The 23,231-nt window shown below is 57.1% G+C and carries 24 protein-coding genes; 10 read left to right on the top strand and 14 right to left on the bottom strand.

The features are described 5' to 3' along the window. Positions 1 to 36: 36 nt before the first annotated feature. From JK621_RS18730 to JK621_RS18710, 5 genes are all read left to right on the top strand, one after another. Positions 37 to 771: a carbonic anhydrase gene (locus tag JK621_RS18730; RefSeq protein ID WP_212557154.1), complete on the top strand. Its 735-nt coding sequence runs from the start codon at positions 37 to 39 to the stop codon at positions 769 to 771. A 384-nt stretch (positions 772 to 1,155) separates the two neighbouring features. Next, the gene (gene dusB / locus JK621_RS18725) at positions 1,156 to 2,121 is read left to right on the top strand and encodes a tRNA dihydrouridine synthase DusB (protein ID WP_004948691.1); all 966 of its coding nucleotides are present in this window, start codon (positions 1,156 to 1,158) and stop codon (positions 2,119 to 2,121) included. Between the two features lie 21 nt (positions 2,122 to 2,142). Further along, positions 2,143 to 2,439 carry a DNA-binding transcriptional regulator Fis gene (fis, locus tag JK621_RS18720; RefSeq protein ID WP_000462905.1) on the top strand — a complete coding sequence of 99 codons (297 nt, stop codon included), beginning with the start codon at positions 2,143 to 2,145 and terminating at the stop codon, positions 2,437 to 2,439. A gap of 360 nt (positions 2,440 to 2,799) precedes the next feature. Beyond that, entirely contained in the window at positions 2,800 to 3,720 is a 921-nt protein-coding gene (gene lpxP / locus JK621_RS18715; RefSeq protein ID WP_212557153.1) for a kdo(2)-lipid IV(A) palmitoleoyltransferase, read from the top strand. Positions 3,721 to 3,847: 127 nt separating this feature from the next. Next, on the top strand, positions 3,848 to 4,543 hold the full coding sequence (locus tag JK621_RS18710; RefSeq protein ID WP_212557152.1) for a CTP synthase C-terminal region-related (seleno)protein: 696 nt from the start codon (positions 3,848 to 3,850) through the stop codon (positions 4,541 to 4,543). A gap of 42 nt (positions 4,544 to 4,585) precedes the next feature. On the opposite strand, the gene JK621_RS18705 is transcribed toward JK621_RS18710, so the two are convergent. Together JK621_RS18705 and JK621_RS18700 are read right to left on the bottom strand one after the other, a co-directional pair. Then, on the bottom strand, positions 4,586 to 5,275 hold the full coding sequence (locus JK621_RS18705; RefSeq protein WP_212557151.1) for an LrgB family protein: 690 nt from the start codon (positions 5,273 to 5,275) through the stop codon (positions 4,586 to 4,588). Continuing rightward, positions 5,268 to 5,690: a CidA/LrgA family protein gene (locus tag JK621_RS18700; protein WP_212557150.1), complete on the bottom strand. Its 423-nt coding sequence runs from the start codon at positions 5,688 to 5,690 to the stop codon at positions 5,268 to 5,270. Before JK621_RS18700 ends, JK621_RS18705 begins: the two co-directional genes overlap by 8 nt. 134 nt (positions 5,691 to 5,824) lie before the next feature. On the opposite strand from JK621_RS18700, the gene JK621_RS18695 reads away from it, so the two are divergent. Next, a complete protein-coding gene (locus JK621_RS18695; RefSeq protein ID WP_212557149.1) occupies positions 5,825 to 6,712 on the top strand; it encodes a LysR family transcriptional regulator in 888 nt (295 codons plus the stop codon). 38 nt (positions 6,713 to 6,750) lie between these two features. Here the strand turns inward: JK621_RS18695 and JK621_RS18690 are convergent, their stop codons facing one another. From JK621_RS18690 to JK621_RS18675, 4 genes are all read right to left on the bottom strand, one after another. After that, positions 6,751 to 8,400: a Na+/H+ antiporter gene (locus JK621_RS18690; protein WP_212557148.1), complete on the bottom strand. Its 1,650-nt coding sequence runs from the start codon at positions 8,398 to 8,400 to the stop codon at positions 6,751 to 6,753. 183 nt (positions 8,401 to 8,583) lie between these two features. Then, positions 8,584 to 9,945, bottom strand: coding sequence for an NCS2 family permease (locus JK621_RS18685; RefSeq protein WP_212557147.1), 1,362 nt, complete (start codon positions 9,943 to 9,945; stop codon positions 8,584 to 8,586). A gap of 349 nt (positions 9,946 to 10,294) precedes the next feature. Then, positions 10,295 to 10,702 (bottom strand): VOC family protein, encoded by a 408-nt coding sequence (locus tag JK621_RS18680; RefSeq protein WP_212557146.1) that lies wholly within the window; start codon positions 10,700 to 10,702, stop codon positions 10,295 to 10,297. A gap of 46 nt (positions 10,703 to 10,748) precedes the next feature. Continuing rightward, the gene (locus tag JK621_RS18675) at positions 10,749 to 11,417 is read right to left on the bottom strand and encodes a glutathione S-transferase family protein (protein WP_212557145.1); all 669 of its coding nucleotides are present in this window, start codon (positions 11,415 to 11,417) and stop codon (positions 10,749 to 10,751) included. Between the two features lie 197 nt (positions 11,418 to 11,614). On the opposite strand from JK621_RS18675, the gene bhsA reads away from it, so the two are divergent. Beyond that, positions 11,615 to 11,875, top strand: coding sequence for a multiple stress resistance protein BhsA (gene bhsA, locus JK621_RS18670; protein ID WP_212557144.1), 261 nt, complete (start codon positions 11,615 to 11,617; stop codon positions 11,873 to 11,875). 57 nt (positions 11,876 to 11,932) lie between these two features. Here the strand turns inward: bhsA and JK621_RS18665 are convergent, their stop codons facing one another. Next, positions 11,933 to 12,850, bottom strand: a complete 918-nt coding sequence (locus JK621_RS18665; RefSeq protein WP_212557143.1) for a LysR family transcriptional regulator — start codon at positions 12,848 to 12,850, stop codon at positions 11,933 to 11,935. 130 nt (positions 12,851 to 12,980) lie between these two features. Here JK621_RS18665 and JK621_RS18660 point away from each other — a divergent pair, with 130 nt between their 5' ends. Beyond that, complete coding sequence (locus JK621_RS18660; RefSeq protein WP_212557142.1) at positions 12,981 to 13,730, top strand: 3-oxoacyl-ACP reductase family protein; 750 nt, start codon at positions 12,981 to 12,983, stop codon at positions 13,728 to 13,730. 62 nt (positions 13,731 to 13,792) lie between these two features. On the opposite strand, the gene ssb1 is transcribed toward JK621_RS18660, so the two are convergent. Continuing rightward, positions 13,793 to 14,329, bottom strand: a complete 537-nt coding sequence (gene ssb1, locus JK621_RS18655) for a single-stranded DNA-binding protein SSB1 (protein WP_212557141.1) — start codon at positions 14,327 to 14,329, stop codon at positions 13,793 to 13,795. 286 nt (positions 14,330 to 14,615) lie between these two features. On the opposite strand from ssb1, the gene uvrA reads away from it, so the two are divergent. Further along, on the top strand, positions 14,616 to 17,441 hold the full coding sequence (gene uvrA, locus JK621_RS18650; RefSeq protein ID WP_212557140.1) for an excinuclease ABC subunit UvrA: 2,826 nt from the start codon (positions 14,616 to 14,618) through the stop codon (positions 17,439 to 17,441). A 236-nt stretch (positions 17,442 to 17,677) separates the two neighbouring features. Next, on the top strand, positions 17,678 to 18,730 hold the full coding sequence (locus JK621_RS18645) for an NAD(P)-dependent alcohol dehydrogenase (RefSeq protein ID WP_062868864.1): 1,053 nt from the start codon (positions 17,678 to 17,680) through the stop codon (positions 18,728 to 18,730). Between the two features lie 34 nt (positions 18,731 to 18,764). Here JK621_RS18645 and maa read toward each other — a convergent pair whose 3' ends face one another. The 6 genes from maa to JK621_RS18615 all read right to left on the bottom strand — a co-directional run bounded on the left by maa (position 18,765) and on the right by JK621_RS18615 (position 23,020). Next, positions 18,765 to 19,322, bottom strand: coding sequence for a maltose O-acetyltransferase (gene maa, locus JK621_RS18640; protein WP_020439896.1), 558 nt, complete (start codon positions 19,320 to 19,322; stop codon positions 18,765 to 18,767). Between the two features lie 163 nt (positions 19,323 to 19,485). After that, complete coding sequence (locus JK621_RS18635) at positions 19,486 to 19,839, bottom strand: MmcQ/YjbR family DNA-binding protein (protein WP_006317810.1); 354 nt, start codon at positions 19,837 to 19,839, stop codon at positions 19,486 to 19,488. A gap of 4 nt (positions 19,840 to 19,843) precedes the next feature. Next, positions 19,844 to 20,260, bottom strand: a complete 417-nt coding sequence (locus tag JK621_RS18630; RefSeq protein ID WP_006317808.1) for a secondary thiamine-phosphate synthase enzyme YjbQ — start codon at positions 20,258 to 20,260, stop codon at positions 19,844 to 19,846. 126 nt (positions 20,261 to 20,386) lie between these two features. Beyond that, entirely contained in the window at positions 20,387 to 21,580 is a 1,194-nt protein-coding gene (locus JK621_RS18625) for an amino acid aminotransferase (RefSeq protein ID WP_013814736.1), read from the bottom strand. Positions 21,581 to 21,621: 41 nt separating this feature from the next. Further along, a complete protein-coding gene (locus JK621_RS18620) occupies positions 21,622 to 22,239 on the bottom strand; it encodes a YitT family protein (protein WP_212560236.1) in 618 nt (205 codons plus the stop codon). A gap of 313 nt (positions 22,240 to 22,552) precedes the next feature. Continuing rightward, positions 22,553 to 23,020, bottom strand: coding sequence for an Lrp/AsnC family transcriptional regulator (locus tag JK621_RS18615; protein ID WP_004948752.1), 468 nt, complete (start codon positions 23,018 to 23,020; stop codon positions 22,553 to 22,555). Positions 23,021 to 23,231: the final 211 nt, after the last annotated feature.

Raw genomic sequence — 23,231 nt, 5'->3', positions numbered from 1 at the left:
GCAAATCTCACACTGTCGTTTTTAAAGGGAGTTAACATGAAAGGTCACTTATTGATTGCTGCGCTTTTGGCCGGTAGCTTTTCGGTCACTGCGGCGGAACAGGCGCATTGGGGCTATGATGGCCAGGAAGATCCGGCGCACTGGGGCAAGCTCTCTCCAGACTTCTCGCTGTGCGAAACCGGTAAAAACCAGTCGCCGATCGATATCAAGGGCGCTCTGAAAACCCATCACGGCCAACTGCAATTGGCGTTCCAGCCAGGCAAACAGCAGATCGTCAACAACGGTCACACCCTGCAGGTCAACGTCAGCGGCGGCAATACGTTGGTGCTGGATAACAATATCCTCACGCTGCAACAGTTCCACTTCCACGCCCCCAGCGAAAACGAAATTGACGGCAAACAATTCCCGCTGGAGGCCCACTTTGTTTATAAGGGCAAAGGCGGTGAACTGGCGGTGCTGGCGTTGATGTTCCAGCAAGGCAAAGCAAATGCGCAACTGGCGAAAGCCTGGCAACAGCTACCGACCTCCGTCAATCAAACCGCGGTATTGAACACCCCGCTGGATATCAAAGCCCTGCTGCCCAAGCAGTTTGACTTCTATCGCTTCAGCGGTTCGCTGACCACGCCACCTTGCTCCGAAGGCGTTAGCTGGATGGTGCTGGATAAACCGGTCAACGTGTCGACCGAACAGATCGCCCAATTCAGGAGCATAGTCCGGCATGCGAACAACCGCCCGATACAGCCGCTGAATGGCCGGGTCATCGTCGACTAAGGCTATCGCCAGGTTACCCGCCGGTTTTGGCCGCCGGCGGTGAATAAGCCCCCGCGTAGCCGGTACCCGTACAAGGGGGTTCAGCGTAATTCAGCCTATTCTCAACGGAATCCCCTGATAAACACCGTATATTGATACCGTTCTTCAGTGGAATCCGCGCTGATTACAGATAAAATTCTGTTGCGTCGGGAATATTTTATTGCGCAAAAATAAGCCAATTAAAGTCAACCCATTGTTAAATATATACAATATTTCTATGAATCCTGACGCAGACCCTTTTCCTTGCCCGATAACGGCGAATTGGTCAAAGTTTGGCCTTTCATCTCAACGCAAAAATGCGTAATATACGCGCCCTTGCGGACACAGTATGGTTACTCTTTGTCTATGCGCATTGGACACCACCAGCTTACAAATTGCCTGATTGCGGCCCCTATGGCCGGCATTACAGATCGCCCGTTTAGAACCCTATGTCATGCAATGGGTGCTGGGATGGCTGTATCCGAAATGCTCTCCTCCAATCCGGAGGTATGGCGGACGGATAAGTCGCGTCTGCGTATGGTACATAGCGATGAACCAGGGATCCGTTCCGTGCAGATTGCCGGATGCGATCCCGATGATATGGCCGCCGCGGCGCGTATTAACGTGGCCGGCGGCGCACAGATCATCGACATCAATATGGGATGCCCGGCCAAAAAAGTGAACCGGAAGCTTGCAGGGTCTGCGTTGCTGCAGTACCCGGATCTGGTTAAACAGATCCTCCACGCGGTGGTTAACGCTGTGGATGTGCCGGTAACGCTTAAGATTCGCACCGGCTGGGCGCCAGAACACCGTAACTGTGTAGAGATTGCCCAACTGGCCGAAGACTGTGGTATACAGGCCCTGACTATTCATGGCCGAACCCGTGCCTGCCTGTTCAACGGCAACGCGGAGTACGACAGCATTCGGGCAGTTAAGCAGAGTGTTTCCATTCCGATTATCGCGAATGGCGACATTACTGACCCGCATAAAGCCAGAGCAGTGCTCGACTACACCGGGGCCGATGCCCTGATGATAGGCCGTGCTGCTCAGGGGAGACCCTGGATCTTCCGGGAAATCCAGCATTATCTGGACACTGGGGAGTTGCTGCCACCTTTGCCGCTTGGCGAGGTTAAGCGCTTGTTGATAGGGCATATTCGGGAATTGCACGGCTTTTATGGCCAAGGCAAGGGATTCCGGATTGCTCGTAAGCACGTGTCCTGGTATCTCCAGGAACACGCCCCGAATGACCAGTTTCGGCGCACATTCAACGCCATAGAGGATGCCAGCGAACAGCTGGAGGCGTTGGAGGCATATTTCGAAAATCTTGCGTAACAAAAAAGAGCTGACAGAACTATGTTCGAACAACGCGTAAATTCTGACGTACTGACCGTTTCTACCGTGAACTCACAGGATCAAGTGACTCAAAAGCCTCTGCGTGACTCGGTTAAACAAGCACTGAAGAACTATTTTGCTCAACTGAATGGTCAGGACGTTAATGACTTGTATGAGCTGGTTTTGGCTGAAGTTGAACAGCCACTGTTGGACATGGTGATGCAATACACCCGTGGCAACCAAACCCGTGCTGCTCTGATGATGGGCATCAACCGTGGTACGCTGCGTAAGAAATTGAAAAAATACGGCATGAACTGATACTAGTCAGTTAACGTATTGAAAAAAGGCGCTTTATCTCATTTGATAAGCGCCTTTTTCTTTAATTTTGCGCTAAGTCAACCTAACCTCAATGCGAATGAGAATATTCGCATGCCCCTCTTACTTCGTAGCCCGTATTGTGTGATAGAATACGCATTCCCGGAGCCGCCTTCGCTGGCCTACAGCCATCCTTCCGAAGCCTGACAGCAGCGCGAACTGCCCCTTAGAATGTAAAGATTTAGTCAATTATGGAATCTGGCTAAACCATAATGATGTCTGGGTGTCTGAGTAGTCGTATCGCAATCAAGTGGATCCTTTATGCGTTACAGGTTACAACCCCCTACTGCATAAAGAGTTGATATGAAGCGTCCGCAAAAATTCCGTTCTGCCCTGCTGCACCCGCGCTACTGGTTTACCTGGTTCGGCCTGGCTATTTTGTTCCTGCTGGTTCAACTGCCTTACCCGCTGCTGCACAAGCTCGGCGTCTGGATGGGCCGCACCTCTATGCGTTTCCTGAAACGCCGCGTTGCCATTACCCGCCGTAACCTGGAACTGTGCTTCCCGGATATGGACGAGGCGCAACGCGAGCGCAAAGTGATCGGCAATTTCGAATCCCTCGGCATGGGCCTGCTGGAAACCGGCATGGCCTGGTTTTGGTCGGATAAGCGAGTCAAACGCTGGTTCAACGTCTCCGGCATCAATCACCTGAAAATGGCGCAGCACAATGAGCGCGGCGTACTGGTGATTGGCGTGCACTTTATGTCGCTGGAGTTGGGTGGCCGCGCCATGGGGCTGTGCCAGCCCATGATGGCGATGTACCGCCCACACAACAATAAAGCGATGGAGTGGGCTCAGACCAAAGGCCGCATGCGCTCCAACAAGGCCATGCTCGATCGCAAAGACCTGCGCGGCATGGTGCATGCCCTGAAGCGCGGTGAGGCCGTTTGGTTCGCTCCGGATCAGGACTACGGCCCACGTGGCAGCGTATTCGCACCGTTATTCGCCGTCGATCAGGCCGCCACCACCAGCGGCACCTTTATGCTGGCGCGTATGGCCAAGCCGGCACTGGTTCCGGTGGTATTGATTCGCCGCGAGAAAGGCCGCGGCTATGACCTGTTGATCCAGCCTGCGCTGGAAGATTATCCGATAGGCGATGAGCTCGCGGCGGCGGCCTATATGAACAAAGTGGTCGAGAAAGAGATCATGCGGGCGCCGGAGCAGTACATGTGGCTGCATCGCCGCTTCAAAACCCGGCCGATCGGTGCGCCCTCGCTGTACTGAGCCCAGATTCTGTTTCCGAGCCCGGCCAAAACGCCGGGCTTTTTTGTGCGTTGCGTTTAAAAAAACTGCGGCCGGCCCTTCGGCTTTGCTGTAACCTCTTTTTTTACCCGCACAGGAAAAGGAAACGATGAAAACTCAAGTCCGCATCGCTCTGGTCGGCGACTACAAACCCCAGGCCGTATCTCACCAGGCTATCCCCGTCGCTCTCCAGCTCACCGCCGCACACCTTAACGTCGATATTCAATCCCACTGGCTGCCCACAGAAACCCTCACCGACACTTCGGTATTGCAGGATTATGATGCTATCTGGGTCGTACCCGGCAGCCCGTACAACCATGACGATGGCGTCTTTATGACCATTCGCCATGCACGCGAACAGAATATCCCCTTCCTCGGCTCCTGCGGTGGCTTCCAGTATGCGATTGTGGAATACGCGCGTAACGTCATGGGCTGGCACGATGCCGGGCATGCGGAAACCGACACCGGCGGCCGGTTGGTTATCTCGCCGTTGAGCTGTTCGCTGGTGGAACAAAGCGGGGACATTATTTTCCAGCCGGACACGCTGGTCGCCCGCGCATACGGCAAGCTGGAAACGCGTGAAGGTTACCACTGCAATTTCGGCGTTAACCCGGACTTCGTTGCCGATCTGCAACAACACCCGCTGATTATCAGTAGCCATGACCACGCAGGTGACGTGCGCTCGATAGAGCTGCCGGGGCACCGCTTTTACGCCGCTACGCTGTTCCAGTCCGAACGCGCCGCGTTGCGCGATGAGCTGTCGCCGCTGGTGGTCGAGCTGATCAGGACCGCGGCTAACAGCTGAAAAAAGCCCTCGCACGAGGGCTTGTAGCATCGTTCAATATCTTTACCACATCAGTTGCCCAATCAGCGGCGCGGCGATCACCGTGATAACCCCCGCCAGCATCATCACCAGGCTGGCAACCACGCCTTCTTCCTGCCCCATTTCATAGGCTTTAGCCGTACCGGCACCGTGCGACGACGCACCCAGCCCGGCGCCTTTGGCCAGGCTGCTGCGCACCGCCAGCCGCAGAAACAGAATGTCCCCCACCGCCATGCCGAATACCCCGGTAATCACCACGAACAGCGCCACTAAATCCGGCTGGCCACCCATCTGTTTGGCGGCCTCCAACGCGAACGGCGTAGTGATGGAACGCACCGCCAGGCTGCGCTGCACCTCTTCCGGCAGCGTCAGCAGCCGCGCCAGCCACACCGAGCTGTAAACCGCCACCAGAACCGCCGTCAATACCCCGGCGCTGAGCGATAGCCAGTGGCGGCGGATAATATGCAGATTTTCATAAACCGGCACCGCAAACGCGATAGTCGCCGGCCCCAACAGCCACAGCAGCCAGTGCGTTTCGCCAATGTAATCCTGATACGAGATATGCGTCACCACCAGCAGCAGCACCAGGATCATCGGCGTCAGCACGAGCGGCATCAGCAGCAGGGTACGTCGGCGGCGGTAGAGCTTCTTATTGGCGAAGTACAATGCCAGCGTCGCCAGAAAACAGGCCAGGCTGAGGATAAAATCATTCATCGCGCTGTTTCCGTCGCTGCAGCCAAACCTCTAAACGGTATACCCGGTCGACCACCAGCCCGGTGGCACCGAGCGTCAGCATGGTGCTGATCGCAATCACCAAAAATATCTTCCAGCCTTCAACCATCAACAACTGGGCATAGTTGACCACCGCCACCACCGCCGGGACAAAAAACAGCAGCATCTCTGCCAGTAGCCAACGCGAGCCGGCTCTGACCCAACTCAACGGCAAAATCCTCAGCAGGATCAACGCCAGCATCAGCAGCATGCCGACAATGTTGGCGGGCAGCGGCAGATGAAATTGTTTTACCAGCCGGTCGGCAATGAGAAACAGCACCGCGTATAAAGCAACCTGAACCGGCACCTGCAGGCGGGTCAACAGAGAGGGAGCTGCGCGGCGTAACGCCAGTAACATGGAAGATAGCCTCAAAAAATTCAAGGGTTGCAGTATACGCGGCCAGGAAACCTTGCCTGAAATGAATTAAAATCATCAATATCATGCCATCAGGGAATAGTTTCCCGCCGGTATTGTCCTGAGGAGAACCCAACGTGGATGTCCGCACCCTGCGTTACTTCGTGGAAGTCGTGCGCCAGCAAAGCTTTACCCGCGCCGCGGAGAAACTGTTCGTCACCCAGCCGACCATCAGCAAGATGCTGCGGCATCTGGAAGAAGAGCTGGAGTGTACGCTGCTGATCCGCGAAGGACGCAAGCTGCACCTGACCGACAGCGGCCAGGCGGTATACCAGCGCGGGCTGGCGATCCTGGATGAGTTCCGCCAACTGGAGGCCGAACTGGAAGACATCAGCTCGGTGAAAAAAGGCGTGTTGCGGCTGGGTATCCCGCCAATGGTCGGCCGGCAGATAGCCGATTTGATCCGTCGGTTTCGCCAGACCTATCCTGGCATCGAGCTGAAAATTTCCGAACTGGGCGGATTGTCGGTCGAGCAGGCGGTGATGTCCGGCGAGCTGGATCTGGCCATGACGGTGCTGCCCGTCGACCTGGATCAGCCACTGACCTTTTTGCCGCTGCTGAACCATCCGATGTGCGTGGTCGCGCCGCGTACGCCCCACTGGCTTAACCGCACCAGCATCGATATCGCCGAATTGGCCAGTTGGCCGATCCTGATTTATAACGAGGATTTCTCGCTGTACAAAATGCTGATGAAGGCATTCCGTCAGGCCGGTTTTGAACCGCAGATTGCCGTACGCAGCGGGCAGTGGGATTTTCTGGCATCGATGGTGCAGGCTGGGGTCGGCATCGCTACCCTGCCGGAGCCGGTTTGCCAGTGGCTGGATAAAGAAACCCTGATCTGGCTGCCGCTGGAACCGAGGATGGAATGGCGTGTCGGGCTAATCTGGCGCCAGGGCAACTACCTGTCGCACGGCGCCCAGGCCTGGATCGCCTGCTGCCGCGACTACTGGCCGCCGGTCAAATAGCCCCAATAACAAGGGCCGCGTCTGCGGCCCCGTTGGCGTTACCCCTCGCGCTCTATCAGCAGCGCCTCCAGCAGGTCGAGATCGTGCAACAGCTTTTGCAGCGTCTCGTTGCTGATTTTCTGCGTAGCGCGCAGGTGATACAGCTCCCCGCGCTCGGCGCGCAGAGCAGTCAGGCGGAAGCGTCGCTCGAGGTTCTCCAGCATCAGCGCATTTTCGATATCGTCCTTGGTGGTGATGCGCCGCCGCAACGTGCCCACGACCCGTGAACTGATCTCTTTCAGCACCTGCGGGTCGATGTTTTCCTCTACGTCGACGGCCAAGCGTTCTTCCATCTTGTTGATGCTTTCGATCGCCACTTCAGCCGCCATGGCAATCGCCATCCGCTCCTCGCTCTTGCTGGCACTCTTGTCCGCCACCACTACGCCGCGCAGCAGCAACGGCAATGCCAGCACCCCGACGATCAGTGAAAGCAGGATCACGCCGGCGGCGATAAACACCAACTGATAGCGCGCCGGGAAGGCGGAGCCATCGCTTAGCAGCAGTGGGATCGACAGCACACCGGCCAGCGTGATTGCCCCGCGCACCCCGGCGAACGACGCTATCCACAACTCACGCATGCTGTAATCGCCAAACTGCAATGGCCGTTTTTTCATAAAGCGTCGGCTGGCGTTTTTCATCAGCCACAGCCAGGTAAAGCGCAGCAGCAACAACGCTGCGTAGATAATCGCCACGTCGGCGAACAGGTACCAGGTCTGAATGGTCGGATCCAGCTCCGCCTGCAGGATTGAGGTTTCCAGGATCCCCGGCAGTTGCAGGCCCAACATGATGAACACCATGCCGTTAAACACGAACTCCAGCATCGCCCAGACGCTGTTGGCGCGCAGACGCATCGCCAGCGGCGCATTGCGGATCACGCCGGACTGGCTGATGGTCATCCCCGCGGCCACTGCCGCCAGAATGCCGGAGACGCCGATGTGTTCGGCAATCAAATAGGAAGCGAACGGCAACAGCAGCAGGAAAACGATCTGCGTGGCCGGATCATCGCCGCTCCAGCGGCTCATCATCCGCAACGATTTGCTGTAGCACCAGGTGACCGCCACGCCGGCCAGCAGGCCGCCGATAGCGACCTTCAGAAACTCCAGAGTGGCGCCGCCCACGGTAAACACCATGGTGCCCATCGCCACTGCGATGGCGAATTTGAGCGAAACCAGGCCGGATGCGTCGTTCATCAGCGCCTCGCCTTCCAGCACGCCCATAATCGGTTTCGGAATGCGCCCTTTACCGACGATGCCGCCCAGCGCCACGGCGTCCGTTGGCGACAGTACCGCCGCCAGCGCAAATGCCGCCACCAGCGGGATGCCCGGCACCATGGCGTAAATCAGGTAACCGATGCCAACCACGGTAAGCAGCACCAGCACCAGCGCCAGGCCCAGGATTTCACGACCGTGATGCAGGAATTCGCGCGTTGGGGTTTTCCAACCGTCGGCAAACAGCAGCGGCGGGATAAACAGCACCAGGAACAGCTCGGGGTCAAAGTCGACATGCAGCCCGAAATGTGGCCAGGCCAGCAGGGCCCCGATGACGATTTGCATTAACGGCAGCGGTATCTGGAACGGCAACATACGTGTCACCACCCCAGACAGGGAGACCACCAGGATCAAAATGAGGATTGTAAAAAATATTTCCATGCTTTCCTTAGACTCTCGGGTTCAGACTACCTCTTTGATGTATGCCCGATAGTAGATCACTTTTTTTACAGCGATTAAAGCTTGTTGTGCCTTTCAAAACGCAGCACAGGCAGAAGGAGATTTTTCTGAAGGGGAATAGGGGCTAACTTTCCCCCGCCTGGCGGGAGGGGGAAACACGGAGGATTAAATCGCCCAGCCGCCGGCGTAGAAGGCCACCAGCGCGACGGCGATCAGCACGGTGCCGATATTCAGCCTGCGCCATTCGCCGGAGCAAATGCGGCCAATCACCAGCGAGCTGAAGCCCAGCATGATACCGGTGACGATATTGCAGGTCAGCACGATAAACACCGCGCACAGCAGGCCGGACATGGCGTCGACGAAGTCGTTGAAATCCAGCTTGGTGACGTTGCTCAACATCAGCAGGCCAACGTACATCAGCGCCGGTGCGGTAGCGTAAATCGGCACCAGATAAGACAGCGGCGACAGGAACAGGATCAGCAGGAACAGCAGGCCAACCACGGTTGCGGTCAGGCCGGTTTTCCCGCCCGCTGCGGTGCCCGCTGCGGATTCGATATAGACCGCCGCCGGGGCCGCGCCCACCAGGCCGGAGAAAATGCTGCTCAGGGAATCCGAGGTCAGCGCCTTGCCGCCGTTGATGATCTGCCCGTCCTTGTCCAGCAGGTTCGCCTGGCCGGCCACCGCGCGAATGGTGCCGGTCGCGTCAAACACGGCCGTCATCACCAGCGCCAACACGCTGGGCAGCACCACAGGTTTCAACGCGCCCATGATATCCAGGCTGAAGATCAGCGAACTGCCATTGGCGTCCGTCAGGCTTGGCATGGCGAACAGCCCCTGATATTTCACCGCCGGGTCAAACAGCAGGCCAATCACCGAAATAGCGATAATCACCAGCAGAATACCGCCGGGTACACGCAGTTTTTCCAAGCCGAAAATCACCGCCAGACCGAGTAGCGTCATCACTACCGGGAAAGAGGTGAATGCGCCCAGCGCTACCGGCAGGCCATCCAGCGGGTTCTTCACCACCAGACCCACGCCGTTGGCGGCGATCAGCAGCAGGAACAAACCGATGCCGATACCGGTGCCGTGCGCCACGCCCATCGGCAGATTGCGCAAGATCCAGGAACGGATGCCGGTGATCGAGATAATGGTGAACAGCACGCCCATCAGGAATACCGCACCCAGCGCGACCGGAATGCTGATGTGCTGGCCCAGCACCAGGCTGAAGGCGGTGAAGGCGGTCAGGGAAATCGCACAGCCGATGGCCATCGGCAGATTAGCCCATAACCCCATCAGCAATGAACCGAAGCCGGCGACCAGGCAGGTGGCGACGAACACCGCCGTGGGCGGGAAGCCCGCTTTACCCAACATGCTCGGCACCACGATCACCGAATAAACCATCGCCAGGAAGGTGGTTAATCCCGCCACCACTTCCTGACGCACGGTGCTGCCGCGTGCGGAAATATTAAAATAGCCATCAAGCCCGCCTTTTGGTTTAACGGCGTTGTTCGCTTGAGAATTCGACATGTTGCTGTCCCCTGTGTTTCATTGCCAGCCCGTTTCAAAAGGCTTGTTATTCCGCCCGCGTATGTTCATTACGGAATCTTTTCCATCACGTTGGCTTCCCTGCCCTTCGGCCGCGCCGCCCATTGGCGCCGCGTAAAAAGGCAAACGTTTAACTCTCATCGCGTGATGCGGGTGATTTATGGTGGTTTATTCAAGGCAAACGATTATCCGGCCTTCCATACCCTCTGATCAACCAAAGATCGCGACAATTCATGCAGAAAAGCGCCGAGATCAATCATTATCGAAAAGGCGATATTTGTCACATAGGTAAATCCGATGGGAGCGCCCCCGGCTCAGGGGGCAAAACCGGTTACTGAGCCTGTGCGACGTTTTCGTCCATATACATCAGTTCCCAGATATGGCCATCCAAATCCTGGAAACCGTGACCGTACATAAAGCCATAATCCTGCGGCTGATTATAGGTATTGCCACCGGCGGCTATCGCCTTGCGCACCAGGCTGTCCACCGTTGCCCGGCTGGGCTGCGACAGGCAAACCAGCACTTCGGTCGCTTTTCTGGCATCGCCAATCGGGTTCGGGGTGAACATTTTGAATTTATCGTGTGTCAGCAGCATCACATAAATGGTATCGCTGACCACCATGCAGGCGGCGGTATCATCGGTAAACTGCGGATTAAAGCCGAAACCCAGCTGGGTAAAAAACTCGATGGATGCAGGTAGATTGCCCACCGGCAGGTTAACAAAAATTTGCGTAGCCATGTGCTACCTCCGAACAGACGTAACCCCTCAAGTATAGATCATGTCATCAGCTCAGCAGTTCATAAGGACCGCCCTGCTCCAGCGCCCGTTGGTAGGCCGGCCGGGTATGGATACGTTGCAGATAGCCACGCAGCTTCGGGCAACCGTCCAGCGAGCCGCGCGCCGCCATCACCTCCAGCGGAAAGCTCATCTGGATATCCGCCGCGCTGAATTCGTTGCCGACAAACCAGGTGCTTTTGCTCAGGTGCTGCTCGAGATAGTCGCGATGCGTGGCGATCTGTTTGTCCAGATACTCTCGCTGAACCCCTTTGCCAATCGCCCCCGCCACCGGGCGCAACAACCAGGGAATTGGCGGTTGTCCCAGGCGGCTGAACATCAGCTTCATGACCTGCAGCGGCATCAGCGATCCTTCCGCATAATGCAGCCAGTAACGATATTGCTGGCGAGCATGGTGGTCGGTCGGGATAAACAGCCCCTGCGCATCGTAGGCTTCTTGCAGATATTCGATAATGGCGCCGGATTCCGCCAGGATCAGATCGCCATCGACAATCACCGGAGATTTACCGAGCGGGTGGATCTTTTTCAGCTCCGGCGGTGCCAGCATGGTTTGCGGATCGCGCCGGTAACGCTGCACCTGATAAGGCACACCCAGTTCTTCCAGAAACCACAAGATACGCTGCGAGCGTGAGTTATTCAGATGGTGCACGATAATCACAAGGTTTCTCCTTTAAAGATCCTGCTGATTTAAAGGTAGTGGTGATTTTTCCAGCGCGCCAGCGTTCAAAATTAAGTCAATTTATTTGAATCAGATACTCAAAACTCTCCGATTTTCTCTTTGGGCATGCAGGTCTATTATTCAAAATATCGAGAGGGGACAACCTCTCACCTGAAAAATACCCTGAGGATTGAATCATGAAGAACATCAAAATTTTTGCTACCGCTCTGCTGCTGACTACCGCTTCTTTCGCCACCGTTGCCGCTGACCAGCCTTCCAGCCAACCTGCCCCCGACGCTCAGAAAATCGGTGTCATCTCCGTTGCCGGCGCTTCTAACCTGAGCGCACTGGAAACCGAACTGGCTAACAAGGCCGCTGCATTAGGCGCCAGCTCTTACCGCATCATCTCCGCCGGTGGCCAGAACAAACTGCACGGCACCGCTGAAATCTTCAACTGATCGTCAGACAGCCCACTGACGGAAGAAAAAAAGCCCCGCGAGGGGCTTTTCTCGTGTTCAACGCGCATCAAAACGCGCCGCCAGCTTCTGCAGGTGAAATTGCTCGGTGATGTAGTCGACAAACACCCGGGTTTTACTCGGCAAAAACTTGGCGGTGGGAAAGTAAAGATAGACGCTGCCGCGATCGACATACCAGACGGGCAATACCCGCACCAGGCGGCCGCTTTCCAGATAAGGCAAGGCATTTGGCATGGAGATCAATGCAATGCCCAGCCCCATTTCCGCCGCTCGCGCCGCCGCCTCCGGCTCATTCACCGTCATGCTGATGGTCATCAATGGCGCCCTCTGTTCGTTATCCGCATTACGTAACGGCAGGTTGCGGATGCGCCCGGTTTGCGGCGAGCGGATAAAAATACCCGCATGGTTCGCCAGCTGTTCCGGCTGCTCCAAAGGCGGATGACGCCGCAGATAGTCCGGCGAGGCCACCAATATCCCGTGGGCCGGCGCCAATTCACGCGCAATCATCCCCTGCGCCAGTTCAATGCCGCCGCCGATTGCGGCGTCGAAATGTTCGCCAATCATATCCACTTTGCGATTGTCAAAATGCCAGTCTGGCACGATCGACGGGTAACGAGACAAAAATGCCGGCAACAGAGGCATCACAAAATGCAGGCCGAAAGCGGTGCCCATGCTGACCTTTAACGTACCTGCCGCTATGCCGCCACTGCTGCTCACCCCTTTCATCGCGCACTGGATCGACTGCAAACCGCCGCTCACTTCCTGCAGAAAACGCTCCCCTTCTTCGGTCAGCGTCAGCTTGCGCGTGTTGCGCTGGAACAGCCGTACTCCCAGCAGCGTCTCCAATCTGGTGACATTCTTCCCCACCGCCGCAGAGCTGATGCCCAGCTTGCGGCCCGCAGCGGAAAAACTGCCGTTTTCCGCGCTGCTGACAAAACATTCCAGATAGCCGAGCATGGCTTTCCTCCGTAGATTTCAAACCTATGGTTTAAGCTGATTATAGCGTTTTGTGGCTAGTGCCCGCGTTGCGTTTCTCCGATACTGGTCCGGTAGATTTTTTAACCTTAACCCACTCTGGAGAAACATCATGTCAGCAACCCTCTCTCTGCAAGGCAAAGTCGCATTCGTTCAGGGCGGCTCACGCGGTATCGGTGCCGCCATCGTCAAACGTCTGGCGCGTGATGGCGCAGCGGTGGCATTCACTTACGTAGCTTCCGCCGACCGGGCCGATGCCGTGGTGAATGAAATCACCGCCGCCGGCGGCAAGGCTATCGCCATCAAAGCCGACAGCGCCGACGCTGCAGCAGTACAGCAAGCGATACGCCAGGCGGTGAACAGCTTCGGCAATCTGGATATTCTGGTGAACAACGCCGGGGTGTTTACGTTGGGCAGCACCGAAGAACTGGCGCTGGAAGATCTGGACCGTATGTTGGCGGTGAACGTACGCAGCGTCTTTGTTGCCAGCCAGGAAGCTGCGCGCCATATGAACGACGGTGGCCGCATCGTTCATATCGGCAGCACCAACGCCGAGCGCGTGCCTTTTGGCGGCGCCGCAGTTTACGCGATGAGCAAATCCGCGCTGGTCGGCCTGACCAAGGGCATGGCGCGCGATCTCGGCCCGCGCGGCATCACCGTCAACAACGTGCAGCCCGGCCCGGTGGATACCGAGATGAACCCGGACGACGGTGACTTCGCCGCGCAGTTGAAACAGCTGATGGCCATCGGCCGCTACGGTAAGGATGAAGAGATCGCCAGCTTTGTCGCCTATCTGGCCGGCCCGCAAGCGGGCTACATCACCGGCGCCAGTCTGAGCATCGACGGCGGCTTCTCGGCTTAAGGTTGGCAGAAAAGCAAAAAGCCCCGAAAGGGGCTTTTTTATTGGCTTCAGACAGCCTGATATCAGAAAGGAATATCGTCGTCGAAGTCCATTGGCGGTTCGTTGCCGCCGGCTGCCGGCGCGTTGCTCTGCGCTGGGCGCGCCTGCTGGCCGCCGCTGAACTGGTTGCCGCCCTGTGGTTGCTGAGGCTGGCCCCAACCGCCCTGGCCGCCGGAAGCCTGGCCACCGCCTGCAGGTGCGCCGCCGCCTTGACGGCCGCCCAGCATCTGCATGGTGCCGCCAACGTTAACCACAACTTCGGTGGTGTATTTTTCTACGCCGGCCTGATCGGTCCATTTACGGGTCTGCAGAGCACCTTCGATATACACCTGGGAACCTTTACGCAGATATTCGCCCGCCACTTCAGCCAGCTTGCCGAACAACACAACGCGGTGCCACTCGGTTTTTTCTTTCTGCTCGCCAGTCGCCTTGTCACGCCAGCTTTCGGAGGTCGCCAGGGTAATGTTGGCCACTGCGCCGCCATTCGGCATGTAACGGACTTCCGGGTCTTGGCCCAGATTCCCGACCAGAATTACTTTGTTTACGCCTCTGCTGGCCATGAGAACTCTCCTGATGATTGATTTTTACACAGTATAAACGAGTAAGTTTAACACGCTCAGCCTGAAACGACACCCGTGTTGATAACTGCGTATTGTATTCCAGAATTGTCCTTTCGTACGACTCGTACGACCTTGTTGCATTCGTATACTGGATATTCATTCAGGTTTTTTTGTGTCATAATTATGCGTTTCGTACTGGCTGTGCCGATTTTTTGCGCGTTTGATCACAAAATCACCCGCACCAAATCCAGACAGGCGCGGTGTATCATCAAGACGGGAAGTGTAAATGGACAATATCGAAGTTCGTGGTGCTCGAACCCATAATCTCAAAAACATCAACCTGATTATCCCGCGTGACAAGCTGATCGTCGTCACCGGTTTGTCCGGTTCAGGCAAGTCCTCGCTGGCTTTTGATACGCTGTATGCCGAAGGGCAGCGCCGCTACGTCGAGTCGCTCTCCGCCTATGCACGCCAGTTTCTTTCGCTGATGGAAAAACCTGACGTCGACCATATTGAAGGTCTGTCGCCGGCGATTTCCATCGAGCAGAAATCCACCTCGCATAACCCGCGATCCACGGTCGGCACCATCACCGAGATCCACGATTACCTGCGCCTGCTGTTCGCCCGCGTCGGCGAACCGCGCTGCCCGGATCACCACGTGCCGCTGGCGGCGCAAACCGTCAGCCAGATGGTAGACAACGTGCTCAGCCAACCGGAAGGCAAACGCCTGATGCTGCTGGCGCCAGTGGTGAAAGACCGTAAGGGCGAGCACACCAAGACGCTGGAAAATCTGGCGACCCAGGGCTATATCCGGGCGCGTATCGACGGCGAAGTCTGTGACCTCTCGGATCCGCCGAAGCTGGAACTGCAGAAGAAGCACACCATTGAAGTCGTGGTCGATCGCTTCAAAGTGCGTGAAGATCTGGCGCAGCGCCTGGCGGAATCGTTCGAAACCGCGCTGGAGCTGTCCGGCGGCACGGCGGTAGTGGCCGACATGGACGACGAAAAAGCGGATGAGCTGCTGTTCTCCGCCAACTTTGCCTGCCCGATCTGCGGCTACAGCATGCGCGAGCTGGAACCGCGCCTGTTCTCGTTCAACAACCCGGCCGGCGCCTGCCCGACCTGCGACGGCCTGGGCGTGCAACAGTTCTTCGATCCGGAACGCGTGGTGCAGAACCCCGAGCTTTCGCTGGCCGGCGGTGCGATCCGCGGTTGGGATCGCCGCAACTTCTATTACTTCCAGATGCTGCGTTCGCTGTCGGAGCATTATGCGTTCGACGTCGAAGCGCCGTTCAACTCCCTGGATGCCAACGTGCAGAAAGCGGTGCTCAGCGGTTCCGGCAAAGAGTCGATCGAATTCAAATACATTAACGATCGCGGTGATACCACCGTGCGCCGCCACCCGTTCGAAGGCGTGCTGCACAACATGGAACGCCGCTATAAAGAGACGGAATCCAGCGCGGTGCGCGAAGAGCTGGCGAAGTTTATCAGCAACCGCCCTTGCGCCTCCTGTCACGGCACCCGCCTGCGCGAAGAAGCGCGCAACGTGTTTGTCGAAGATACCACGCTGCCGGAAATCTCCGATCTGAGCATCGGCCACGCCATGACCTTCTTCCAGAACATGAAGCTCAGCGGCCAGCGCGCCCAGATCGCCGAAAAAGTCCTGAAAGAGATTGGCGACCGCTTGAAATTCCTGGTGAACGTCGGGCTTAACTACCTGTCGCTGTCGCGCTCGGCGGAAACCCTGTCCGGCGGCGAGGCGCAGCGTATTCGCCTGGCCAGCCAGATCGGCGCCGGCCTGGTGGGCGTCATGTACGTTCTCGATGAGCCGTCGATCGGCCTGCATCAGCGTGACAACGAACGCCTGCTGGAAACCCTGATCCACCTGCGTAACCTGGGCAACACGGTGATCGTGGTGGAGCATGACGAAGACGCCATCCGCGCCGCCGATCACGTGATCGACATCGGCCCCGGCGCCGGCGTGCATGGCGGCCAGGTGGTGGCGGAAGGCACCGTCGAAGACATCATGGCGCAGCCCGAATCGCTGACCGGCCAGTTCCTCAGCGGCAAACGCGAGATTGCCATCCCTGAGCAGCGCGTGCCGGCCGATCCGACCAAGGTGCTGAAGCTGAGCGGCGCACGCGGCAACAACCTGAAAGACGTGACGCTGACGCTGCCAGTGGGGCTGTTTACCTGCATCACCGGGGTCTCCGGTTCAGGCAAATCCACGCTGATCAACGACACGCTGTTCCCGATCGCCCAACGCCAGCTCAACGGCGCCACCATTGCCGAACCTGCTCCGTTCCGCGAAGTGACCGGCCTCGAACATTTCGACAAAGTGATCGACATCGATCAAAGCCCGATCGGCCGCACTCCGCGCTCCAACCCGGCCACCTACACCGGCATCTTCACCCCGGTGCGCGAACTGTTCGCCGGCGTGCCGGAGTCGCGCAGCCGCGGCTATAACCCGGGCCGCTTCAGTTTCAACGTCAAGGGCGGGCGCTGCGAAGCCTGTCAGGGCGACGGCGTGATCAAGGTGGAAATGCACTTCCTGCCGGATATCTACGTGCCTTGCGACCAGTGCAAAGGCAAGCGCTATAACCGTGAGACGCTGGAAGTGAAGTACAAAGGCAAGAGCATCCACGAAGTGCTGGAGATGACCATCGAAGAAGCGCGCGATTTCTTCGATGTGGTGCCGGCGCTGGCGCGCAAGCTGCAAACGCTGATGGACGTCGGCCTGTCCTACATTCGCCTCGGCCAGTCGGCGACCACGCTGTCCGGCGGTGAGGCGCAACGCGTCAAGCTGGCGCGCGAGCTGTCTAAACGCGGCACCGGCCAGACGCTGTATATCCTTGATGAGCCGACCACAGGTCTGCACTTCGCCGATATCCAGCAACTGCTGGCAGTGCTGCATCAGTTGCGCGATCAGGGCAACACTATCGTGGTGATTGAGCACAACCTGGACGTGATTAAAACGGCGGACTGGATTGTCGACCTGGGGCCGGAAGGCGGCAGCGGCGGCGGTGAGATCCTGGTCTCCGGCACGCCGGAAACCGTGGCCAACTGCGAAGCTTCGCATACCGCACGCTTCCTCAAGCCGTTACTGAAATGAAGAAATAACCTTTCTTGTCTTGCCGGCGGGCCGTTTTGCGGCCCGCCATTTTATCCGCTCTGCCCCAATTAAAGAGAAACAGGCAAGATTTAGACATTTTCAGGCATTTCCCTCCCCGCTCACAGCTTTTATCATCAATGTTCCCTCTGCGCCGCCCGTATGACCTGGGCCGCGTCTCACCGGCACTCTGCTGCCGGAAAGCATTATCCCCCCATTCACTGATGACTGGAGTTACCATGAACATTACGCATGCCTATGCCGCGCATGACGCGAAGTCAGCGCTCGTTCCTTTCGATTACACACCGCGCGCCCTGCGCGACCACGATGTGCAAATCGAGGTTCTGTTCTGTGGCGTCTGCCATTCGGATCTGCACCAGGCCCGCAACGAATGGAACAACTCGATTTTCCCGGTAGTGCCCGGCCATGAAATTGTTGGCCGCGTGACCGCCGTCGGCAACCACGTATCCCGCCATCAGGTCGGCGATCTGGTCGGCGTCGGCTGCATGGTCGATTCCTGTCGCAGCTGCCCGAGCTGTGACGAAGGGCTGGAGCAATACTGTGAAAACGGTTTTACCGGCACCTATAACGGCCAGGATCGGCAAACCGGCGCCATCACCTACGGCGGCTACTCAACCGCGATGGTGGTGGATCAGGACTTTGTGCTGCGGGTACCGGCAAACCTCGATCCGGCCGGCGTCGCGCCGCTGCTTTGCGCCGGCATCACCACCTATTCGCCGTTGCGCCAATGGGGGGCCGGGCCGGGCAAGAAAGTCGGTATCGTCGGCCTCGGCGGCTTGGGGCATATGGGGGTCAAGCTGGCGCGGGCAATGGGCGCTCATGTGGTGCTGTTCACCACGTCGGCTTCCAAAGTTGAAGACGCCAAACGCCTCGGCGCCCATGAAGTGGTGATCTCGCGCAACCCGGAAGAAATGGCGCAGCACACCAACAGCTTCGATTTTATTCTCAACACGGTAGCGGCTCAGCACGATCTGAACCCGTTCCTCAACCTGCTGCGGCGTGATGGCACCTTGACGCTGGTCGGCGCGCCGGAACACGATCACCCGTCACCGCAGGTGTTTAACCTGATCATGAAACGCCGCCGCCTTGCCGGTTCGCTGATCGGCGGCATTGCAGAAACCCAGGAGATGCTGGATTTCTGCGGCCAGCACGGCATTACTTCGGATATCGAACTGATCCCGATGCAGCAAATCAACGAAGCCTATGAGCGCATGCTGAAAAGCGACGTGAAATACCGTTTCGTGGTGGATATCAACTCTCTGCGAGCATAATGCGACGGGCGCCCACTGCGGCGCCCGTTTTTTGCTATAGCTGTTTAATCACCCGCGCCGGATTGCCGCCGACCACGCAGTTGGCCGGCACGTCTTTGGTGACGACCGCCCCGGACGCCACCACCACGTTATCGCCCAGAGTGACGCCGGGGTTAATGACTGCCCTGCCGCCGATCCACACGTTATTGCCAATGTTTACCGGTTTGCCGAACTCCGCACCGCCGACGCGGGTTTGCGCATCCAGCGGATGGGTCGCGGTGTAAATATGCACCCCCGGCGCCAACAGGCAGTTATCGCCAATATGCACTTCGCACACGTCCAGGATGACGCAGTCAAAATTGGCGTAAAAATTCTTCCCCAGATAGATGTTATAACCGTAATCGCAGCGGAACGTCGGTTCGATGGTTCCCCCCTGATACTGGCCCAGCAGCGCCGTCAGCCACTGTTTGCGCAGGTCGCCCTCGTCCGGGGATGAATGGTTGTAATGGTGCACCAGCTGGCGCGCACGCTTGCGTTCGCTGCGCAGCAGCTCGTCACCGGCATCGTAGAGTTCGCCGGCAATCATCTTGCGTTTTTCTTCACTCATCGCCATCTCGGGGCATCCTTTGGTCTCGCGGCTCATTGATTAAAAAAGCCTAGTCTTTCCTGATGCCCAATGAAAAGGGAACGTTCCCATTTTAGAATCGCGATCACAATTTAAAGAGAAAAAGGAGATAACGCAGCGGAAAGGCAGGCAGCCACGCCTGCCCTGCAGGTTAAGCGCGCAGCTCCTGCCGCACGTGGTCGGGTAACCCTTCCAGCACCAGCTGATATGAACTGTCGATCAGGGTATAAAATTGCGAGTTCGGCAAGTTGCCGTCGAGAAACACCGTATTCCAGTGCGCCTTGTTCATGCCGGCGCAGGCGACGATCTCCGGGTGATGCTCGCGCAGGCTTTCCGCCAGCTCCGGGCTTGATTTCACCGCCAGCGCCGGCCGCCCCTGCACCTCGCACACCATGGCGAACATCACGTCGCCGACCTTGATCTGGCTGGCCTGCCACTGGTTCTGGTCGCTTTGTTCAGCGCCCGGCTTCGCCATGCAGTATTCCAGCAGTGCTGTGTTATTCATTGGGTTACTCCCCCTGTAAAGTGGCCACAATACGGCGTGAACCGCCGTGGATGCGGTGCTCCCCCAGCCAAATCCCCTGCCATGTGCCCAACATCAGCCGCCCGTGACTCACAGGCAGCGTTAAAGATGCGCCCAACAGCGAGGATTTGATGTGTGCCGGCATGTCGTCCAGCCCTTCGTAGTCATGCTGATAGGGTGCGTTCTCGGGTACCTGACGCAGGAAATGCTGCTCCATGTCGGCTCGCACCGTGGGATCGCAGTTCTCGTTGAGCGTCAGCGAGGCCGAGGTATGCTGCAACAACAGATGCAGCAGGCCGGTTTGCAGGCGGTGTAAGTGGGTTAACTGGTCGGTAATCTCTTCGGTAACCAGATGAAAACCACGCGCTTTTGCGCTGAGGATAAGCGTTTGCTGATGCCACATGAGTGAGCGCCCCTCAATCAGTATATTCTCTATCCGGTTTGCGGCAACTTTGGCGGCAAACCGACAACAAAAAAGGAGCGATATCGCTATCGCTCCTTTGCGAACTTCAGTTCACCCTAACAGTTTTTACTGCACTGCGGCAAACGCCTCGGCCACCTGATGCACGTTGTTGTGGTTCAGACCGGCCATGCAAACGCGCCCGCTGTGGATCAGGTACACGCCGAACTCTTCACGCAGGCGATCAACCTGCGCCGCGCTGAAGCCGGTGTAGCTGAACATGCCGCGCTGCTGCAACAGGTAATCGAAGTTACGCTGCGGCAACGCGATTTTCAGCGCCTCTACCAGCGTTTTGCGCATCTCAAGGATGCGGGTGCGCATGGTTTCCACTTCCGCCAGCCACTGGGCCTTCAACTGCGTATCGTTCAGCACCTTCGCCACCACCTGCGCACCGAAGTTCGGCGGGCTGGAGTAGTTGCGGCGCACGGTGGCCTTCAATTGCCCCAGCACGCGCCCGGCCGCTTCTTCGCTTTCGCACACTACCGAAAGGCCGCCGACGCGTTCGCCATACAGCGAGAAGATTTTCGAGAACGAATTGCTCACCAGGCACGGCAGACCGGCGGCGGCGATAGTGCGGATAGCGTAAGCATCTTCGGTGATACCGCCGCCAAACCCCTGATAGGCGATGTCGAGGAACGGGATCAGCTCACGCTCGGCGATCACCTTGACCACTTCATCCCATTGGGCATTGGTCAGGTCAGAGCCTGTCGGGTTGTGGCAGCACGGATGCAGCAGCGCGATGCTGTGTTTCGGCAGCTGTTTCAACGCGCTCAACATGGCGTCAAACTTCACGCCCAGGCTTTCGCCATCAAAGTACGGATAGGTGTTCACTTTGAAACCGGCGCCGCCGAAGATGGCAATATGGTTTTCCCAGGTAGGATCGCTGACCCACACCTGCGAATCCGGGAAGTAGCTTTTCAGGAAGTCGGCACCCACTTTCAGCGCGCCGGAACCGCCTACGGTCTGAATGGTGGCGATGCGCCCCTGCTGTAGCATCGGGTGCTCGGCACCGAACAGCAGGTGCTGAATGGCGGTACGGTAAGGCAGCAGACCTTCCATCGGCAGATACACCGACGCCCCCTGATCCACGCTGTTCAACTGCGCTTCCGCTGCGGCAACCGCCTTCATCTGCGGGATAATGCCCCGCTCGTCATAGTAAAGGCCGATACTCAGGTTAACCTTGTGCGCACGTGTGTCTTTTTTGAATTTTTCCATCAGCGACAGGATAGGATCGCCTGCATAGGCATCAACGTTCTGGAACACGGGGTCGTTCTCCTAGATTGGGTTATTCAGAGGGTACAAATTTAAACGCTGTAACGACCAGGGCGATGGTTCATCGCGATAATCAGATTCAGCACCATTGCACCTAATATAGACGCAATTAGCAGGGAAATATTCACCACAAACAGTGAGGCTAAGACGATAGAAATATCGACCGCCATTTGCAACTTGCCGGCGCGCAAACCGTATTTATCCTGCAGATACAGCGCGAGAATATTGACGCCGCCCAGGCTGGCCCTATGGCGAAATAACACAATAAACCCTAACCCCATGATCATGCTACCGAATACCGTTGCATAAAAAGGCTGCAGGCGATCAAAATGGATGAAATAGGGGTGCAAATCGGAAAATATCGACACCAGCGCCACCGAGCAGAAGGTTTTGACGGTGAACGCCCACCCCATACGGCGGATCGCCAGATAATAGAACGGCAGGTTAAGCAAAAAGAACGCTACGCCGAACGACAGCGGTGTCAGGTAATTGATTAAAAAAGCCAATCCGGCGGTGCCGCCGGTCAGCGCGCCGGCCTGCCGCAGCAGGATCACGCCGAACGACACCATCAGCGTGCCGATCAGGATCGCCAGCACGTCTTCCAGCAAAGTATGGGAAATATTGTCTTCAGGGCTGATGCAGTTATCCATGGTGTTATTACTCAAAGTAGGTTGCCATCACCGCCCGGTGAACCGGGTTTGTACGCTGAATAATGCAAAAGCCACACCATAAGATAAGCAAAACGGCCGTCATCATGCGATTTCACAGGATGTTCGGCATTTACCCACAATAAGCCGCTGTTTTCATTTAAAATAAAAAATGCACAAAATACGCATAAAAAACAAAATAACCGCAAACATCACGCATTAAATGCAAATTTACCAACCATTAATCGCATTAAATGCCCATTAATGGTGCAGCCCGCCCCTAAATGGTTCATTCAATGGATGTGATAATGTCCGATTAGCGCGCTACCGGCAGCAGCCCGTTTTCTTTCAGCCGGTTCAGTACCACCGCGGTTTTCACGTGCGCTACGCTCTTGTGCATCGACAGGGTTTTGCTGATAAAGTCGCTCAGCGCAGCCAGATCGGCCACCGCCACCTTTAACAGATAGTCAGCGTCGCCGGTGGTTTTATAGGCGTCGAGAATAGCGTCAACCTCTTCCAGCATGCGATGAAAGCTGTCCACATGTTCCTGGGCATGGTTGGTCAGGCTCACTTCGATTAACCCCACCATCCCCAACCCCACGGCCTCCGGCGCCAGCCGCGCATGGTAACCGCGGATCAACTGAGCCTGTTCCAGGCTGATGCGCCGCCGTGAGCACTGGGAAGCGGACAACCCCACCAATTCGCTCAATTCCTGATTGGTCAGACGGCCATTGGCCTGTAACAGCGTCAGGATTTTCATATCAAAATCGTCAATGTTGTACATAGCCACCTGTAAACCCGTTAAGAAATGTTGACGTTACAGACTATCAGTTTTTTTGCCCCTGTAATCCCCCCGTTTTGATTCCCCGGCGACACCTCACAATTTCATTGCACCACCCTGGCCCATTTCCGGTCATCACGGGCACCCAATACGGGCATTACGTGCGAAAAACAAGGTTAAAACGCCCTAAACCCCGCAATAAACACAGTTTAAT

Origin of the sequence: Serratia plymuthica, from assembly GCF_018336935.1 — a bacterium.
Taxonomy (GTDB): Bacteria; Pseudomonadota; Gammaproteobacteria; order Enterobacterales; family Enterobacteriaceae; genus Serratia; species Serratia plymuthica_B.
This window is presented reverse-complemented; position numbering and strand designations above follow the sequence as displayed.